This is a genomic window from Pseudomonas sp. NPDC089752 (assembly GCF_044748725.1).
Classification (GTDB): Bacteria; Pseudomonadota; Gammaproteobacteria; order Pseudomonadales; family Pseudomonadaceae; genus Aquipseudomonas.
The window spans coordinates 527,050-543,369 of the sequence record NZ_JBIVGP010000001.1 but is presented as its reverse complement, the minus strand read 5'-3'; the positions used below and the strand labels follow the sequence as shown (position 1 = coordinate 543,369).

The window sequence follows — 16,320 nt, the reverse complement described above, 5'->3', positions numbered from 1 at the left end:
AGAATCACCATGCACGCCTTGATCGTCGTCGGTCACCATGACCCCCTTTCCCTCACTCACGCCCTCGCCGGGCAACTTGCAGAAGGCCTGGCCAGTGCCGGCCACACCAGTGAAGTCGCCGACCTGGCCAGCGAAGGTTTCGACCCGCGATTCAGCCTCGCCGACCATGCCGTGCACCGCCGCCGCGCTGCGCCACCGGCCGATGTGCTGCGCGAGCAGGCGCGCATCGAACGCGCCGATGCACTGGTGCTGGTCTATCCGATCTACTGGTGGTCGCTGCCGGCCTTGCTCAAAGGCTGGGTCGAACGCGTGTTCAGCAATGGCTGGGCGTTCGATTATCAAGAAGGCAGGACAGTGAAGAAGCTGCACGGCATGAAGGTGCACCTAGTCGGCATCGCTGGCGCCGATGCCGGTACCTTCGTGCGTCACGGCTATGGCGAGGCCATGCGCGTGCAGATCGAGCACGGCATCTTCGATTACTGCGGGGCCGAAGTGCTCAGCTCAACCCTGCTGGAAGACAGCGAAGGCCCGGCCGCAGCCCTGCTGCTGCCCACGGCTCGGCAACTGGGCGAGCAATTGTTCAGCGACGCCCCATTGCGAGGCATCCAGCGACCCGGCTAATATTGAGAACGATTCACACTCACAACTGGATGCCAGGCGTTGGATAGCTCTTCGACCCGCAAGCTGGGCTTTTTCTTCAGCGACCATCACCGCTGGCTGCTCCAGCACATCCACAAGCGCCTGCGCAACCGCGCCGACGCCGAGGATACGGCCGCCGAAGCCTTCTGCCAGATGCTCGGCGCCCGGGTCGACCCCGACAGCATCCAGCAGCCGCGCGCTTACCTGTCGACCATTGCGCGGCGGTTGATCTTCGACCGCCACCGCCGCCGGCAACTGGAGCAGGCCTACCTCGAACGCCTGGCGCAGCTACCTGAACCCGTGGCGCCTTCCGCCGAAGAGCAACTGCTGCTGATCGAAGCCCTGGTTACCATCGACCAGGTACTCGACGGCCTGCCCGCCATCGTCAAGGCCGCCTTCCTGTACAGCCAGCTCGACGGCATGAGCTATGTCGATATCGCCAGCAAGCTGCAGATCTGCGAACGCACTGTCAGCCGCTATATGAAACAGGCCCTGCGCCAGTGTTACTTGTGCGAGGTGCAGCCATGAGCAGCCAGCCGCTGGACGCGATCAGCGAACAGGCCATCGACTGGATGGTGGCGCTCCATGCCCGCACGCCCGACGACGCCCTGCTGCAGCGCCTGAGCCAATGGCTGCAGCAGGACCCTGCCCACCAGCAGGCCTGGGAACGCCTGGAGCGCCGCCTGGGCCGCCCCCTCGCCACTTTGCGCGCGCTGGAGCAACGCGCCCCCGGCCAGGCCGCCGAGGCACGCAAGGTGCTGCTGCAACCCACCCACTCGCGTCGCGAAGTGCTGGCCGCGCTGGCCAGCGTCGGCCTGTTCGGGGGTGCCCTGTGGGGCGGATGGCGCAGTGATACGGCGCAAAACTGGTTGGCCGATCTGCACACGGGCAGCGGCGAACGCCGCAGCTTCACCCTTGCAGATGGCAGCCGCTTGAGCCTGAACAGCGCCAGCGCCGTCGACCTGTACTTCGACGCCGCGCAACGCCTGCTGGTGCTGCGCCGGGGCGAGTTGCTGATTCAGGTCGCGCCCGACCCACGACGCCCCTTGCGCGTACGCACGGCGCAGGGGCAGGTCCAAGCCCTAGGCACGCGTTTTCTGGTGTGCCAGGAGGACGCCGTCACGCGCGTCGTGGTGCAGGAGCACAGCGTGCGCGCCAGCCTGCCCGATGGCCGCTGGCTCGACGTGCAACAGGGCCAGGCGGCGTTGCTACGCAGCAACACCATCGAGCCGCTGACCGACGATCAACAGCAGCGTGCCGCTTGGGTGAATGGGCGTCTGGAGGTACTCGACGAACCATTGCACAGGGTGATCGATGCGCTGCGCCCCTACCATCGCGGCTATGTGCGTGTGGCCCCTGCTATTCGCAACCTGCGGGTGCAAGGGGTGTTCCCGCTCGATCAACCACAAGAGGCGCTGGCAGCGCTGGCCGAAACCCTGCCGATCAGCATCGAACACTACAGCCCGTGGCTGACGCTGATCGGCCCGCAACAGGCTCAGCAAAAAAAATCATGAAAATCATTCGCAAGCGTGTCCGGTTTTCATTTCTCATCCCACCTATCTCCTGACAAGCCAATACAATCGGGAGAATTCCGTGCACAACCTCTGGCCCCGCGCCCTGCCCCTGGTCGCCGCCCTGACCAGCTTCACTACTCTTGCCCAGGCGCAGACCCTGTCATTCAACCTGCCGTCAGCGAGCCTGGCCGCCACCTTAAACCGCATTGCCAGCCAGAGCGGGACCATCATCGCCCTGGAGCCGGCACTGGTGCGCGGCAAGCAAGCGCCGGCCGTGGTCGGCCAGATGAGCGCCGAGCAAGCCATGCAGGCTGCCCTGGCCGGCAGCGGCCTGCAATTGCGGGTGACCAGCAGTGGGCATTTCAGCGTGGCCCCGGCCAGCCAAGGCGGTGATGCACTGGAGCTGGGGAGCACCAGCATCACCGACCAGTACCTCGACGCCACCAGCGAAGGCAGCGGCTCGTATGCCGCCCGTGCAGTCACCCTGGGCAAAGGCACGCACACCCTCAAGGAGATCCCGCAGTCGGTGACGGTGATCACCCGCAAGCAGCTCGATGACCAGGGCATCACCGACCTGCAGGATGCGCTCAACCACACCACCGGCATCGTTGGCGCGCAGGGCATCGGCCCAGGCATGGTGGTAACCTCGCGCGGTTTCCAGATCGACGACTGGCAGTACGACGGGGTGCCGATCCAGCGCAACAACTACTCGCTGGGCAACTGGGCCACCCAGGACCTGGTGTTCTTCGACCGCGTGGAAGTGCTGCGCGGCGCCTCCGGCCTGTTGCAAGGCACCGGTAGCCCTGGCGGCGCGATCAACCTGGTACGCAAGCGCGGCCAGGCCACGCCCACGGTCACCGTCACCGGCAAGGCCGGCTCCTGGGACCACTACGGCCTGCAACTGGACGCCGGTGGCCCGCTGACCGCCGACGGTCGCGTGCGCGGCCGCCTGGTCGCCGACGAAGACCAGAGCGACAGCTTCATCGATTATCAGTGGAGCAAGACCCACTCACTGTACGGTGCGTTGGACATCGACCTGAACGATGCCACCACGGTCGGCGCCGGCATCAGCTACAACCGCCAGCAGTCACGCCCGATGCTGCGCGGCCTGCCCCGCTACGCCGATGGCAGCCCGATCGACCTGCCGCGCTCGACCTACACCGGCGCCCGCTGGAGCCGCGCCGAAACCGACGTGACCACCTATTACCTGGACCTGGAGCACCGCTTCAACGACGACTGGGCGTTCAAAGCCGCCGCCGTGCGCATGGATGAGACCAACACCTCCACCCACCAGCGTGTGCAGACCACCGGCCAAGGCGTCGAGCCAGATGGCAGCGGCATTACCTACGCCGACTGGATCACCGATTTTCACAACACCAAGCTGGGCTTGGACATGAACGTGGCAGGCCACTTCGACACAGGTTCCGTGGCCCATGAAATCACCGTCGGCGGCAACTACGCCAAGCTTAAATCCGACGATGCCTACTGGCGCAACTTCGACGCCTCCGACGACAACATTTTCGACATCGACCACAACCGCCCGGAGCCCAGCCGCGACAGCATCTTCGACGGCGAACTGGCACGCTCCAACCGGGCCAGCTATGACGTCCGCCAAAAAGGCCTGTATGGCGTGTGGCGGGTCAAACCGATCGAAGACCTGACCCTGATCGTCGGCTCGCGCGTCAGCTGGTTCGACTACAGCTGGGACTCGATCGACTTCAACAGCCTGACCGACCCGGGCACCCGCTACCCCACCAGCCGCATGACCGAGTCGGGCGAAGTCACCCCCTACGCCGGTTTCGTCTACGACCTGACCCGCGAGTGGGCCTGGTACGTCAGCTATACCAACGTGTTCGTGCCGCAGACCGAGCGCGCCGTGGGCAACGCGCCGCTCAAGCCGATCGTCGGCAGCAACTACGAGACAGGCCTCAAGGGCGAACTGCTGGACGGCCGGGTCAACGCCTCGCTGGCGCTGTTCCGCTACGACCAGGAAAACCGTGCTGTCACCGATGTGGCGTCGGGCTTCGCCTGCGATGACTGGTACTGCTCCACCGCATCGGGCAAGGTGCGCAGCCAGGGCATCGAGGCCGAGATCAGCGGCGAAGTGCTGAGCGGCCTGCAGCTGTTCGCCGGCTACACCTACAACACCACCAAGTTCCTCGACGACCCGGAAAACGAAGGTCGCGTGTTCAGCCAGTGGACACCCAAGCACATGTTGCGCGCCTGGGCCGACTACACCTTGCCAGTGGACGGCCAGCGCTGGAGCACCGGCCTGGGCTTCACCACCCAGAGCCATACCCTGGGCTACGAGCGCACCTACACCGTGCCCGGCTACACCGTGTGGAGCGCGCGCCTGGCCTATCAGCTGACACCTGAGGTCAACCTGGCGATCAACGGCAACAATCTGTTCGACAAGAAGTACTGGGTGGCCGGCTTCAACCAGCTCAATGGCAGCAACAACTACGGCGAACCGCGTAACTTCATGTTCACGGTCAAGTACACGCCGCAGTTCTGAGCCGCATCAGCCCGTCAGCGGCCATTGCGCCAGTGGCCAGTACTGGCCCTTGCGCGACTCGTAGAGCGTGAAATGCCGGGCTGTGATGAAGAAGTCCGGCACCACGCTCGCTTCCGGCACCTGCCCGCGAAAGTTCCGTGACAGGGTCAGGTGCGGCCGGTACTCACGGGCCTGCTCGGCAACGCCCATGGGCAACATTACCTGCTGTAGCCCATAGACCAACTGGCGTAACGTTGCCGGCGTCTCCTGCGGCTCCAGCACCAGCGCGCTGGCGCGCGGCCAAACCTTCAGTTGGTCGAGCAGCAAGCGCAACGGCGCTTCGGGCCGGAGCAGGTTGTCCACCGCTGCGCAGATCGCTGGCACCTGCGCAGTGTCCACATCACCAAGAAACAGCAAAGTCAGGTGGAAATTCTCGCTGGGCACCGGCTTGCCGCTGCGCAACTCGAGGCCCCGCCGCCACTGGGCAATGGCGCGGCGTTGGGCATCGCCCACGGGCAACGCGAAAAACAGCCGTTTGAAGGGGGCGCCACTCGGGCGAATATCCTGAACCATGGGCACTCCTCAACCTGAAACGTTTGCGCGGCCTGTAGGCCATTACACCTAAGTCGCCCGGTATTCACGTAACAATATTTCCAAACTACCCCGACGATTGTTTATGCTGGCGGGCTTATGCCATGGCGCATGGCCATTTTTCGACAAGTAAACGTCCATGAAAATAGCACTCGTACTGATCTTCGCCCTCTCGATCGCCTATGTTCACCTGCGCGGTCGGGTACGTCACAAGCTGACCCGTCAGCTGGGGGACCACTCCAGCTTCCTGGCTCCGGTCAACAGCTTCCTCTATCTGTTCTCCCAGCACCCGGCCAAGCCCTACCTGCCGGTCGAAGCCTTCCCCGAGCTGCAGCCGTTGAAGGACCACTGGCAGGAGATTCGCGAGGAAGCCCAGCAGTTGCTGCATGTGGGCGAAATCAAAAAGTCCGATAACTACGACGACGTCGGCTTCAACTCGTTCTTCAAGACAGGGTGGAAGCGCTTCTACTTGAAGTGGTACGGCGAGAGCCACCCGTCGGCGATGAACCTGTGCCCGCGCACCACCGAACTGCTGCAGGGTATCGGTACGGTCAAGGCGGCGATGTTCGCCACACTGCCGCCAGGTGCCAAACTGGTGCGTCACCGCGATCCGTATGCCGGTTCCTACCGCTACCACCTGGGCCTGGACACGCCGAACGACGATGGCTGCTACATCGATGTGGATGGCGAGAAGTATTCCTGGCGTGACGGCGAAGCCGTGGTGTTCGATGAAACGTACATCCATTACGCCGCCAACACCACCGAGCACAACCGCATCATCCTCTTCTGCGACATCGAGCGCCCGCTGAAGTATCGCTGGGCCACCGCGTTCAACCGCTGGTTCAGCCGCAACGTGATGGCTGCGGCGGCCGCGCCGAACAATGCCAACGACAAGACCGGCGGTATCAACCGCCTGTTCACCCGCATCTACAAGATTCGCGAGCGTGGCAAGGCGCTGAAGAAGCGCAACCGCATGCGTTACTACCTGGAGAAGTGGGCGGTGGTGGCAGCTTTGGTGCTGGTTTTCATCTATATCTGATTGACTGTACCGGCCTCTTCGCGGGGCAAGCCCGCTCCCACAATGACCGCAGCACTGCGAACTCTGTGGGAGCGGGCTTGCCCCGCGAAGAGGCCGGTGCATTCACCCATGTTGAACTAGCCTGTTAGCTCCACTCGCAACCTCCCCAAGGTGAAGACGATGAGCATGATGGACTGGGACGCCTACCGTAAGCAGCTGATGGCCGGCATCGGTGATCTCAAGCAGTTGTCCCCCGACACCGTGGCCGGTTACATGACCGCCAGCGGTGCCGGTGCCAAGACCAACCACCTGGACGCCAAGACCCGCGAACTGATTTCCCTGGCGGTGGCCGTCACTACCCGCTGCGACGGCTGCATCGCCGTGCATTCGCAGCAGGCGGTCAAACAAGGGGCCACCCGCGAAGAAATCGCCGAAGCCCTGGGCGTGGCCGTGGCGATGAATGCCGGTGCGGCACTTGTCTACTCGGCCCGCGCCATGGATGCGGTCGGCAAGGCCAACGGCTGAGCCAAAGCGGCGTCGCTGCCCTTGCGCAACGGCGCCGCGCCACCCAGACTTGGCGGCCTAGCCCTAGCAGGTACCGCCATGATCCACATCCGCCCCATGACGCCCGACGACTTCGAGCGTTTCTGGCCCACCTTCCAGGCCATTGTCCAGGCCCGCGAAACCTACGCCTACGATCCCGACTTGAGCTTCGAGCAAGCGCGCCAGCTGTGGCTGGAGCTGCCGCTGCGCACGCTGGTGGCCGAAGATGAAGGCGCGTTGCTCGGTGCTTACTACCTCAAGGCCAACGCCGCCGGCCCCGGCGCCCATGTGGGCAATTGCGGCTACATGGTGGCCGAGGCCGCCCGTGGCCGTGGCGTCGCCCGGCTGATGTGCGAGCATTCGCAGAAACTGGCACGCCAGGAAGGCTTCCTGGCGCTGCAGTTCAATTCGGTGGTGGCCAGCAATGAAGTGGCCGTGGCGCTGTGGCACAAACTGGGCTTCGAGACCGTGGGCCGCTTGCCCAAGGCCTACCGCCACGCGCGCCTGGGGCTGGTGGACTGCCTGGTGATGTACAAGTGGCTGGCGGATGAGCCGGTGGTGGAAAAACCACCGCTGCTGATCGGCCGCAAGAATATCGAGGCGAGGATTTCGCGACGGCGTGGGCGGTAGTCAGCAGTTGAAGGCGCGTCAGTCCCGAAGGAAGCTGTCCTCGAACGGGTAATGAGTGAGCAATTCGTACCCGCTTTCGGTGACAAGCAACTGGTTCTCCAGCTTGATGCCATCGCGCCCACCCACCTCACCCACATACGCCTCGACGCACAGCGCCATGCCCGGCTGTAGTTCGCCTTCATAACCATAGGCATCCAGGTCCTCCGGGTAACGAATGCTCGGGTATTCATCGCACAGCCCTACCCCATGGAACATCACGCCATAGCGCTGCGCCCGGCAGCTTTCCGGCAAGCGGTGGCCATTGCGGGTCAGCTCGGTGAAACGCACGCCGGGTTTGACCATTTCGGCATTGTGATGGATGTGATCATGGGCGATGCGGTACAGCCGCTTCTGCTCCGCCGTGGGTTCCAGCCCACCGCAGATCCAGCTGCGCGACATGTCCACGCAGAAGCCGTACACGCCGATCAGGTCGGTATCGAAGGACAGCAGGTCACCGTCACTGAGCACGCGCGGTCCGGATTCCTGAAACCAAGGATTGGTGCGCGGACCGGAACTGAGAATACGCGTTTCAATCCACTCGCCACCCCGGCGAATATTGCCGGCATGCAGGGCGGCCCAGACATCATTTTCAGTGGCGCCAGCGCGCATGGCCTGGCGCATTTCGGCGATCGAGGCTTCGCATGAGGCGACCGCACAGCGCATGGCGAGGATCTCGTCAGGGCCTTTGATCAGGCGGGCGAATTCAGTGACCTCCTGCCCGCTGTGCACCTGCACGCCCAGCGCATCGAGCGCTCGCAACCCGGCGACTTCGATGCGGTCCACGGCCAGGCGACGATTGTTACCGGCATGGGTGCGCAACAGCTCGTCGACCTGTGCGCAGAAACGCTTGGCATGTTCGTCGGTACGGTCACCGGTCTCAAAGTAGAAAAACGAGGCGCCACTGCGCAATTCGCTCACCAGCGGCAGGTGCGCGGACAGGTGGTCGCAGCCGTGAAAATCCCAGAGCACCACATGGCCGCTGGCGGCGACGAAGCAGGAGCGGGCCGGGTTGTGGGTGGTCCACAGCTGCATGTTGGTGGTGTCGGTGGCGTAACGGATGTTCAGCGGGTCGAACAGCAGGATGCCGCCAAGGTCTCGGGCGATCAGCTGTTCGCGGATACGCTGCAGGCGGTACTCACGCATGCTTGGCAGGTGCGGTGCGGGCAGGCCGAGCGCGGCCCATTCGGCGAAGGCCAGCGGCGTGGGGCCGATTTCGGTACGGTCGTTGTCGTCGACCGAACCATCGGCCTTGAGTGCGGCGGCGCGCTGACGGGCCGGATCGATGCGGCGGGCATGGGCGGGAATCGAGAACGGCGAGGTCATCATGGCTGGCGGTTTTCCCTGGTTTTATTATGTGGAAACTGCGCTTCGATGCTGCGCCATCGCCGGGCAGCCAACGTGCCCAGAATCACCTTCACATTGCACGAGCGCGACATGGCTGACCGGCAACTGGTAACACTCAGCCGCGCAATGCAGCCTCGATCGCGGCCACGTCGATCTTGCCCATGTCCATCATTGCGTCGAACGCCCGCTTGGCTGCGGCCCGGTCCGGGTTGCCGATGGCTTCGATGAGGATCCGTGGGCAGATCTGCCAGGAAATCCCCCATTTGTCCTTGCACCAGCCACAAACGCTGGCTTCGCCGCCATTGCTGACGATGGCATCCCACAGCCGGTCGGTCTCAGCCTGATCCTCGGTGCTGACCTGGAACGAAAACGCCTCGCTATGGCTGAACGCCTTGCCGCCATTAAGGCCCACGCAAGGAATGCCCATGACAGTGAATTCGACGGTGATCACATCCCCCGCCTTGCCCGACGGGTAATCGCTCGGCGCCTGGTGCACCGCGACCACGCTGCTGTCGGGGAAGGTGCTTGCATAGAACTGGGCGGCGTCTTGCGCGTCGTGATCGAACCACAGGCAGATCGTGTTCTTGGCAGTCATGGCGGGGCTCCATGGACGAGCTGGGAACCTTGAGTCTAGCCCCTCGAGCCACTCCAGCTGAGGGGAGGCATGGCGCTTCGTCGCCTGGATACAACCGAAGACATGGCCCGGCCGGAATAAACCAGAAAAGGACTACACATATCAGAGAATTTTCCAGCCCCCACCAACTTCCCATGGCCAACAGACTGGCACGATCATTCCCAGGGTGCGTCATTACCGACTTAACACAGGGAGATCCAGCCTTGTCGGACTTCGAAGCAAAACTGCAGCACCTCACCGCTGTACAGATCGAAGCGCTGTACAGCGAATACATCGGCGGTGAACGAATTGCGCTACTGCTCGAACGCTACGCCATCGACGTGCCCCCCAGTAGCTTGATCAAAGCTTTCCCCCCGGTGCCTTGTGCGAGCTTGAGATGCCCTTACTGCCAGGCCAGCCTGTATGCGCGACGCAAAAGCAAGACCGCCACCAGCCGCCAGGAACACATGGCGTTCTGCAAAACCTGCGCGCATCGCCATTACTTTCCGGGGCCCTCCCGCTGGCGGCGCGATTGCGCGTGCCAGCCATGCCTGGCAGCGCGTCAGCAGGCCGTGCTGGATCAGCAAGCGTTGCAGCGCACGCGCATCAAGGAGCACTGGGCGTTGGCCAAGCGGGCCCCTGTATCGCTACAGAGCCTCTCGATCACCCGCAAGCTGCAACTGATGGCCATGCTTCAAGTGCGCATGGACAGCCAAGGCGAGCGTTTGATCCCGGCGGAACAGCCCACCGGGGACGCACGGGTCAGCCCTTCATCGGCCATGGATGGGGCCATCCTGCAGGCGTTGCACGAAGACCTGGTGCTGTTGCCCGACCCCGATTCGCCGCAGGATGCCTTCAGCGACGACCCCACACCCAAGGCTTGGCGTGACAAGGTTTATTGGGTAGCCAATATCAGCCTGGACGGCCGGCAACGCGCCAACCTGACGTCGCTGCACCGCGCGCTGCACGAGGTCCTGGCCAGCGGGCCGCAACCGCAATGGCGCGATGAATTGGCCGAGGCCATCGAGACACTGTCGATCGAGGAGGTCTGCGCGTGCATCGCCTCGCGATGTACCGAACATGGCCTGCCCTTCGAAGCCAGGAAAAAGGCCGCGGAAGTGGCCACGCAACTGCTCGGCATGCATCCGCTGCGGCATATCCGGTCACTGGCCAGCACGGCGGTGCGTGGCGCGCTGGCATTCATTGCACGCAGCCAGGTCACCCGTCTGCATGCCAGCAACACCATACCCGGTAACATGCTGGCAATGGCCGAGCGAGCCGTCAGAGAGCAGTGGCAGTTCAACGCGTCTGGCTACGACAACAACGCCCCGCGATGCAGCCTCAACCACGTGCTGTTCGACGTGACACTGAAACAGGACGATCACGGTCTTGAGCGCAAGATCGCCGAGTACATCGAGCAACTACCGCGTCCGAAACCGGTTGCCTCGGCCAGCACCCGTACGGAGTTTTGCGCACACTGCGGCTCGACCCTGGTGCATGTGCAGAGCGGTGACAAGGAAACCATCGTCAATTGCAAGGACTGCATGGCGCGCACGAAACAGCCCGTGCGCTGAGGTGCTCTAGCGCGCCGCTTGCAACATTCTGCAGACAATTCCTACGCCAAGCAGTGAACCTGCTTACAAAAATGCGGTCTTTCGCTGGCGGTCAATTCACCGACCGGTTCGCCGGCCCTCCAACGACGCCGAGTCTGGAGGGCCTATTTTTCCTGTTGCAGCGAAGACCCAACATGCCTGAATCCCGCCCAGCCTCCCTTGCCCTCCCTGCCCTGCGCGGCAGCCTGATCGCCGCCCTGGTGGCCCTCGCCGCCCCTGTGCATGCCGAAGAGCCGGCCAGTGATGCGCGCTGGGTCAGTGACAGCCTGAGCACCTACGTGCGCAGCGGCCCGACCGACGGCCACCGCATCGTCGGCACCCTCAAGTCGGGGCAGAAGCTGACCCTGGTCGGCAGCCAGGGCAACTACAGCCAGGTGCGCGGGCAGAACGGCGACGTGGTGTGGATCCTCTCCAGCGATCTGCAAGCAGTGCCGGGCCAGAATGAACGCCTGCCACAGCTCGATGCGCAAGTGGCCGAGCTGTCCGGGCAGCTCAAGACCATCGACGATAGCTGGAAGAACCGCGTGCAGGGCATGCAGGAAACCCTCGATTCGCGCAAGCAGCTGGTCGATGAACTGGAAGCGCGCAACAAGGCGCTGAACGAGCAGCTTGACCAGACTCAGTCGACCTTGCGGGACACCCAGGCACGTCTGGGCGACGAGAACAAGCAGGTGATGATGCGCTACATGGTGTATGGCGGCAGCATCGCTGGCGCGGGATTGCTGATGGGGTTGATCCTGCCAGCGCTGACCCGAGGGCGGAAGAAGAACGATCGCTGGTTCTGAGGTTGGCTGTGCCGGCTTTTTCGCGACGCTTTGGCGCGAAGAGGCCGGCACTCATATATCGCTACTTGCTACGCGCCTTGTTGTAGATGGTTTTAGCCTGGTCTGCTGCCTTTTGGCAGTTAGTGAAATCCCCCGCATCCCGCGCCTTCTTGGCTTCTTGCCATTTCACTTTGAAGTCATGGGCCATGCCACCATGCATCGCTTGGCCGCTGGCCTTGTGGTCATTCTCCAGCTCATTGATCTTCGCATCGCAGTTGGTCTTCGGATCAGCATGGGCGGCAACACTCAACACAGACGCTAATACCAGTAGGGCTATGGATTTCATGGAGCGTTCTCCTGGGAAATCGGACGGGTCATCGAGAAACATCGGCTCGATGCAGCAACCAGCATAGTCGGCCAGGCGTCCCCGCGCTTTGGATCATCTCCCCTCGGCGATCAGGAAATCGATGAACACCCTCACCCGCTGCGGCATGTGCCGGGCCTGCGGGTAGATCAGCATGAACGGCCGTGAGGTGCCGCCGTATTCGCCCAGCACCTCCACCAGCTCGCCGCTGTCCAGCGCGTCCTGCACGGTGAAGCGATAGGCCTGCATCAGACCGCCACCATGACGAACCAGCGTCGTGGTGGCGAGAAAGTCGCCCAGGCAAGTGAAGTTGCCTTGCGTCTCGATTTCAACAACGCAGCCATCCCGGCGAAAACTCCACGGCGGGCGACGCCCCGTGCTGGCCAGCTCGAACTGGATGCAGTCATGTTCGACCAAGTCTTCCAGCACCTTCGGCGTGCCCTTGCGTGCGAGGTATTCGGGAGTAGCCACCACCACCAGCGGCGCATTCTCCAGGCGCCTGGCCACCAGCCGTGAGTCCGCAGGCTCGCGGCCGCGGATGGCGAGGTCGAAAGGCTCCTCGGCGAAGTCGACGTTACGGTTGCTGACATGCACGTCCACCTGCACCTGCGGATAGCGCTGGCGAAAAGTCGGCAGCAACGGCAGCAGGCGGTGATGGGCATAAGGCGTGGGCGCGCTGATGCGCAAGCGACCGCTGGGGGCGGCCTGCCCGCCCGTGACCTGGCGCTCGGCCTCGACCAGTTGCCCCAGTGCCTGGCGACACTGTTGGTAGTACGCCTGCCCCGCTTCGGACAGGCGCATCTGCCGGGTGGTGCGCACGAACAGGCGCACACCCAGGCGCTCTTCCAGGCGCGCCACGCTGCGGCTTACCGCAGCCGGCGTGACACCTGCCTCCGTGGCCGCAGCGGTAAAACTGCCGCAGTCGGCGGCCAGGCAGAACAGCTCCAGGCTACCCAGTTGCAGGTCATCGAAATGGCGGGTCATGGCGGCTCTATTGATTACATGATGTATGAATTGAAATGCTATACGGCTCATTTTTCAAGCCTGTGTTGCGGCCTAAAGTGGCTCTCACAACGAGCCGCCGGCTCACTTTTCGGAGAACGCAAGCATGACCCAGCCAAGAACCGTCATCATCACCGGGGCCTCCAGTGGCCTGGGCTTCGCCCTTGCCGAGGCCTTCCTCGAACGTGGCGACAACGTGGTCGGCAACGCCCGCAGCCAGGCACGCCTTGACCAGGCTGCCGCCCGTCTCGGTCAACCCCAACGCTTCATCGGCGTTGCCGGTGACATCGCCGAGGCCGACACCGCCAAGCGGCTGTTCGCCGCCGCCATCGAGAGTTTCGGGAGCGTAGACATCCTGATCAACAACGCCGGGATCTTCATTCCCAAACCGGTCACCGACTACACCGAAGCCGATGTCGACGCACTGGTCGGCACCAACCTCAAGGGTTTCTTCTACCCGGCCCAGGCCGCAGCGCGGATCATGGCCGAGCAAGGCCACGGGCACATCGTCGCCATCACGGCTTCCATCGCCCTGCAGCCGGATACCCGCGTCCCGGCGCTGCTGCCGGTGCTGGTCAAAGGCGGGCTGAACCAGGCGGTCAAAGGCCTGGCCCTGGAACTGGCCGCCAGCGGCGTGCAAGTCAATGCGGTGGCCCCCGGCATCATCGATACCCCGCTGCACAGCGGCAATGTCGAAGGCCTGGGCGCGCTGTCCCCCAGTGGCCGTACCGGGGCGCCGCAGGATGTGGTGGACGCCGTGCTGTACCTGACCGACGCGCGCTTCGTCAGCGGCGTCATCCTACCGGTCGACGGCGGTAGCACCGCTGGCACCTGGCACTGAGCAGAGGAGCGAACAGCCATGCCTTATGTCCATATTCGCGTGACCGACGAAGGGGTCAGCGCCGAGCACAAACGCCAATTGATCGAAGGCACCACGCAGTTGCTGCAGCAGGTGTTGGGCAAGCCGCCGGCCAGTACCTTCGTGGTGATCGAGGAAGTGCCGACGGATAATTGGGGAGTGGGCGGCGAGACAGTGACTGCAGTGAGGCGGCGCGAGCGCGGTTGATTCAGCATGCGACTGTGGGAGCGGCTTTAGCCGCGAACACCGGCAGAGCCGGTGCCAGCCACCGCGTCGTTTGCTTCGCGGCTAAAGCCGCTCCCACAGGGTATGCGGCGCGCGCAATTGCTCCAACGCCTGCAGCACGAACCCGGTGGCCCGCTCGGTCTGCCCTTCCCTGCAGGCAATACCGAGCTGCCGCCACAACCCCGGGCGCAGCGGCCGGCGGGCGATGCGTGGGTCCAGCTCGGCTACCTCGCCTTCCTGGGGCAGCAAGGTGGCGCCATAGCCCGCGCCCACCAGGCTCTTGATGGCATCGTTGTAGTTCAGTTCGATGCGTGGCTCGGGGTATAACCCGGCCGCCGCGAACCATTCACCGGTCACCCGCGACAGCTGGGTGCTGCTGTCATTGAGGATCAGCGCCCGCTGCCCGAGCCAGGCCGGCGTGACCCTGGCCGGCGGCTGCCAGTCGGCAGGCACGTAGGCAAGGATCGGGTCGCGCCGCCAGGGGGTGAGCTTGATGCCTTTGCCCGCCACCTGCGGGAGGGCCACCAGGCCAATATCCAGGGCACCTTCGCGCAATCGCGCCAGGGACGCCTGGGAGGTAAGCACCTGAACGTGCACATCGATGCCCGGATGGGCCGTACGCAAGTGCTCCAGCGCCTTGGGCAACAGGTGGGCGATGGCTCCGGTCGAGGCACCAAGGCGCACCCGCCCGGTCAGGCCTTCGACCTGGCGACGGACTTCATCCAGCGCCAGGTCGGCGTCGGCCAGCAGGCGCCGGGCACGCGCCAGCAGGGTATCGCCAATGGCCGTCGGGCGTACCTGATTACGATTGCGGGTGAGCAGCGGTGCACCGACCCGCGCCTCCAACTCGGCGATGTGCAAGCTGATGGTCGGCGGCGCGAGGTTGAGTTGCCTGGCGGCCTCGGCGAATGACCCCTGGTCGGTGATGACCACCAGGGTGCGGAGGCGGTCGAGGCTGATTTCGCGCATGGGCTGGATCCAAGTCATTAGGTTCAGAAAAACTGAACAACAGCATCATGATAATCAAATTTTATTTACCGATGCCACAGGCGAGCATAGGCCACCCACCTTTGACCGGATCCCGACCATGCACACCCCTGTTGTCTTCATCGATGGCGACCAAGGCACCACCGGCCTGCAGATCCACGCCCGCCTGCACGGCCGCGACGACCTGCGTTTGCTGACCTTGCCCGACGCCGAGCGCAAAGACCCACAACGCCGACGCGAGGCGATCAACAGCGCCGACATCGCCCTGCTTTGCCTCCCCGACGCCGCTGCCCGAGAGGCCGTCGAGGCAATCGACAACCCGGCCGTGCGAGTAATCGATGCCAGTTCCGCACACCGCACCACCTCCGGCTGGGTGTACGGCCTGCCGGAACTGGACGAACAACAGGCCGAGCGTATCGCTCACGCCAAGCGCGTCAGCAACCCCGGCTGCTACCCAACTGGCGCCATCGCCCTGCTGCGCCCGCTGGTCAAGGCTGGCCTGGTACCGGCGGACTACCCGCTGAGCATCCACGCCATCTCCGGTTATTCCGGTGGAGGCCGCGCGGCAGTCGAGCGGCATGAGCAGCCCGAGGCGGAGCAGGCGCCAATCTTGCAGATTTATGGCCTTGAGCTTGCACACAAACATGTGCCGGAAATCCAGCTACACGCGGGTCTGTCGGCCCGGCCAATGTTCCTGCCGGGCTATGCGGCCTACCGTCAGGGCATCGTCCTGAGCATCCCGCTGCAATTGCGCCTGCTGCCTCGGCAGGCCAGCGCCGAACAGCTGCAGGCGTGCCTCGAGCAGCACTATCAGGGCGCCCGTCACGTTCAGGTCATGCCACTACATCAGCACGGACCCGCCACGCCGCTCGACCCCGAGGCGCTGAACGACAGCAACGACCTGCGCCTGGCCCTGTACGCCAACCCCGAGCACGGCCAGGTGCTGCTCACGGCCGTGTTCGACAACCTCGGCAAGGGCGCCTCGGGAGCGGCGGTACAGAACCTCGACCTGATGCTCGCGGCGATGCAGGCACAAGGCTGATCGCGCAAAAAGGGTTTAGACTGTGCACCCCGCGCCAAT

General features: G+C 64.0%; 18 protein-coding genes. 12 read left to right on the top strand and 6 right to left on the bottom strand.

From position 1 onward, the window contains the following. Window positions 1-9 precede the first annotated feature (9 nt). From ACIPZF_RS02470 to ACIPZF_RS02455, 4 genes are all read left to right on the top strand, one after another. Window positions 10-621 (top strand): NAD(P)H-dependent oxidoreductase, encoded by a 612-nt coding sequence (locus tag ACIPZF_RS02470; protein WP_400794872.1) that lies wholly within the window; start codon window positions 10-12, stop codon window positions 619-621. A 39-nt stretch (window positions 622-660) separates the two neighbouring features. Continuing rightward, a complete protein-coding gene (locus ACIPZF_RS02465) occupies window positions 661-1,167 on the top strand; it encodes a sigma-70 family RNA polymerase sigma factor (RefSeq protein ID WP_400794870.1) in 507 nt (168 codons plus the stop codon). Continuing rightward, window positions 1,164-2,153, top strand: a complete 990-nt coding sequence (locus ACIPZF_RS02460; protein WP_400794868.1) for a FecR family protein — start codon at window positions 1,164-1,166, stop codon at window positions 2,151-2,153. Before ACIPZF_RS02465 ends, ACIPZF_RS02460 begins: the two co-directional genes overlap by 4 nt. A gap of 79 nt (window positions 2,154-2,232) precedes the next feature. Next, window positions 2,233-4,668 (top strand): TonB-dependent siderophore receptor, encoded by a 2,436-nt coding sequence (locus ACIPZF_RS02455; RefSeq protein ID WP_400794866.1) that lies wholly within the window; start codon window positions 2,233-2,235, stop codon window positions 4,666-4,668. Between the two features lie 6 nt (window positions 4,669-4,674). On the opposite strand, the gene thpR is transcribed toward ACIPZF_RS02455, so the two are convergent. Further along, a complete protein-coding gene (gene thpR / locus ACIPZF_RS02450) occupies window positions 4,675-5,220 on the bottom strand; it encodes an RNA 2',3'-cyclic phosphodiesterase (protein ID WP_400794864.1) in 546 nt (181 codons plus the stop codon). Between the two features lie 157 nt (window positions 5,221-5,377). On the opposite strand from thpR, the gene lpxO reads away from it, so the two are divergent. From lpxO to ACIPZF_RS02435, 3 genes are all read left to right on the top strand, one after another. Next, complete coding sequence (gene lpxO / locus ACIPZF_RS02445; RefSeq protein ID WP_400794862.1) at window positions 5,378-6,277, top strand: lipid A hydroxylase LpxO; 900 nt, start codon at window positions 5,378-5,380, stop codon at window positions 6,275-6,277. 159 nt (window positions 6,278-6,436) lie between these two features. After that, on the top strand, window positions 6,437-6,781 hold the full coding sequence (locus tag ACIPZF_RS02440; protein WP_400658582.1) for a carboxymuconolactone decarboxylase family protein: 345 nt from the start codon (window positions 6,437-6,439) through the stop codon (window positions 6,779-6,781). 78 nt (window positions 6,782-6,859) lie between these two features. Then, complete coding sequence (locus ACIPZF_RS02435) at window positions 6,860-7,429, top strand: GNAT family N-acetyltransferase (protein WP_400794861.1); 570 nt, start codon at window positions 6,860-6,862, stop codon at window positions 7,427-7,429. A gap of 18 nt (window positions 7,430-7,447) precedes the next feature. Here ACIPZF_RS02435 and dddP read toward each other — a convergent pair whose 3' ends face one another. Together dddP and ACIPZF_RS02425 are read right to left on the bottom strand one after the other, a co-directional pair. Continuing rightward, a complete protein-coding gene (dddP, locus tag ACIPZF_RS02430; RefSeq protein WP_400794860.1) occupies window positions 7,448-8,794 on the bottom strand; it encodes a dimethylsulfonioproprionate lyase DddP in 1,347 nt (448 codons plus the stop codon). A gap of 133 nt (window positions 8,795-8,927) precedes the next feature. Next, a complete protein-coding gene (locus tag ACIPZF_RS02425) occupies window positions 8,928-9,407 on the bottom strand; it encodes a VOC family protein (protein ID WP_400794859.1) in 480 nt (159 codons plus the stop codon). Window positions 9,408-9,649: 242 nt separating this feature from the next. Between ACIPZF_RS02425 and ACIPZF_RS02420 the strand changes: the two genes are divergently transcribed. Both ACIPZF_RS02420 and ACIPZF_RS02415 read left to right on the top strand, forming a co-directional pair. Beyond that, window positions 9,650-10,999, top strand: coding sequence for a hypothetical protein (locus ACIPZF_RS02420; RefSeq protein WP_400794858.1), 1,350 nt, complete (start codon window positions 9,650-9,652; stop codon window positions 10,997-10,999). 173 nt (window positions 11,000-11,172) lie between these two features. After that, the gene (locus tag ACIPZF_RS02415; protein ID WP_400794857.1) at window positions 11,173-11,823 is read left to right on the top strand and encodes a TIGR04211 family SH3 domain-containing protein; all 651 of its coding nucleotides are present in this window, start codon (window positions 11,173-11,175) and stop codon (window positions 11,821-11,823) included. A 61-nt stretch (window positions 11,824-11,884) separates the two neighbouring features. Here the strand turns inward: ACIPZF_RS02415 and ACIPZF_RS02410 are convergent, their stop codons facing one another. Beyond that, on the bottom strand, window positions 11,885-12,148 hold the full coding sequence (locus ACIPZF_RS02410) for a hypothetical protein (protein ID WP_400794856.1): 264 nt from the start codon (window positions 12,146-12,148) through the stop codon (window positions 11,885-11,887). A gap of 93 nt (window positions 12,149-12,241) precedes the next feature. After that, complete coding sequence (locus ACIPZF_RS02405) at window positions 12,242-13,150, bottom strand: LysR family transcriptional regulator (protein ID WP_400794854.1); 909 nt, start codon at window positions 13,148-13,150, stop codon at window positions 12,242-12,244. A 124-nt stretch (window positions 13,151-13,274) separates the two neighbouring features. Between ACIPZF_RS02405 and ACIPZF_RS02400 the strand changes: the two genes are divergently transcribed. Then, window positions 13,275-14,009, top strand: a complete 735-nt coding sequence (locus tag ACIPZF_RS02400) for an SDR family NAD(P)-dependent oxidoreductase (protein ID WP_400794852.1) — start codon at window positions 13,275-13,277, stop codon at window positions 14,007-14,009. Between the two features lie 18 nt (window positions 14,010-14,027). Beyond that, window positions 14,028-14,234, top strand: coding sequence for a 4-oxalocrotonate tautomerase family protein (locus ACIPZF_RS02395; protein WP_400794850.1), 207 nt, complete (start codon window positions 14,028-14,030; stop codon window positions 14,232-14,234). Between the two features lie 81 nt (window positions 14,235-14,315). Here the strand turns inward: ACIPZF_RS02395 and ACIPZF_RS02390 are convergent, their stop codons facing one another. Further along, a complete protein-coding gene (locus ACIPZF_RS02390; protein WP_400794848.1) occupies window positions 14,316-15,221 on the bottom strand; it encodes a LysR family transcriptional regulator in 906 nt (301 codons plus the stop codon). 118 nt (window positions 15,222-15,339) lie between these two features. Between ACIPZF_RS02390 and argC the strand changes: the two genes are divergently transcribed. Beyond that, window positions 15,340-16,281, top strand: coding sequence for an N-acetyl-gamma-glutamyl-phosphate reductase (gene argC, locus ACIPZF_RS02385; protein WP_400794846.1), 942 nt, complete (start codon window positions 15,340-15,342; stop codon window positions 16,279-16,281). Window positions 16,282-16,320 lie beyond the last annotated feature (39 nt).

Bases quoted from the DNA above. Each gene is read 5' to 3' on its own strand.
- ACIPZF_RS02390 (WP_400794848.1), bottom strand. From the start codon at position 15,221: ATGCGCGAAATCAGCCTCGACCGCCTCCGCACCCTGGTGGTCATCACC.
- argC (WP_400794846.1), top strand. From the start codon at position 15,340: ATGCACACCCCTGTTGTCTTCATCGATGGCGACCAAGGCACCACCGGC.
- ACIPZF_RS02460 (WP_400794868.1), top strand. From the start codon at position 1,164: ATGAGCAGCCAGCCGCTGGACGCGATCAGCGAACAGGCCATCGACTGG.
- ACIPZF_RS02435 (WP_400794861.1), top strand. From the start codon at position 6,860: ATGATCCACATCCGCCCCATGACGCCCGACGACTTCGAGCGTTTCTGG.
- ACIPZF_RS02415 (WP_400794857.1), top strand. From the start codon at position 11,173: ATGCCTGAATCCCGCCCAGCCTCCCTTGCCCTCCCTGCCCTGCGCGGC.
- ACIPZF_RS02470 (WP_400794872.1), top strand. From the start codon at position 10: ATGCACGCCTTGATCGTCGTCGGTCACCATGACCCCCTTTCCCTCACT.
- ACIPZF_RS02440 (WP_400658582.1), top strand. From the start codon at position 6,437: ATGAGCATGATGGACTGGGACGCCTACCGTAAGCAGCTGATGGCCGGC.
- lpxO (WP_400794862.1), top strand. From the start codon at position 5,378: ATGAAAATAGCACTCGTACTGATCTTCGCCCTCTCGATCGCCTATGTT.
- ACIPZF_RS02405 (WP_400794854.1), bottom strand. From the start codon at position 13,150: ATGACCCGCCATTTCGATGACCTGCAACTGGGTAGCCTGGAGCTGTTC.
- ACIPZF_RS02400 (WP_400794852.1), top strand. From the start codon at position 13,275: ATGACCCAGCCAAGAACCGTCATCATCACCGGGGCCTCCAGTGGCCTG.
- ACIPZF_RS02410 (WP_400794856.1), bottom strand. From the start codon at position 12,148: ATGAAATCCATAGCCCTACTGGTATTAGCGTCTGTGTTGAGTGTTGCC.
- thpR (WP_400794864.1), bottom strand. From the start codon at position 5,220: ATGGTTCAGGATATTCGCCCGAGTGGCGCCCCCTTCAAACGGCTGTTT.
- ACIPZF_RS02425 (WP_400794859.1), bottom strand. From the start codon at position 9,407: ATGACTGCCAAGAACACGATCTGCCTGTGGTTCGATCACGACGCGCAA.
- dddP (WP_400794860.1), bottom strand. From the start codon at position 8,794: ATGATGACCTCGCCGTTCTCGATTCCCGCCCATGCCCGCCGCATCGAT.
- ACIPZF_RS02395 (WP_400794850.1), top strand. From the start codon at position 14,028: ATGCCTTATGTCCATATTCGCGTGACCGACGAAGGGGTCAGCGCCGAG.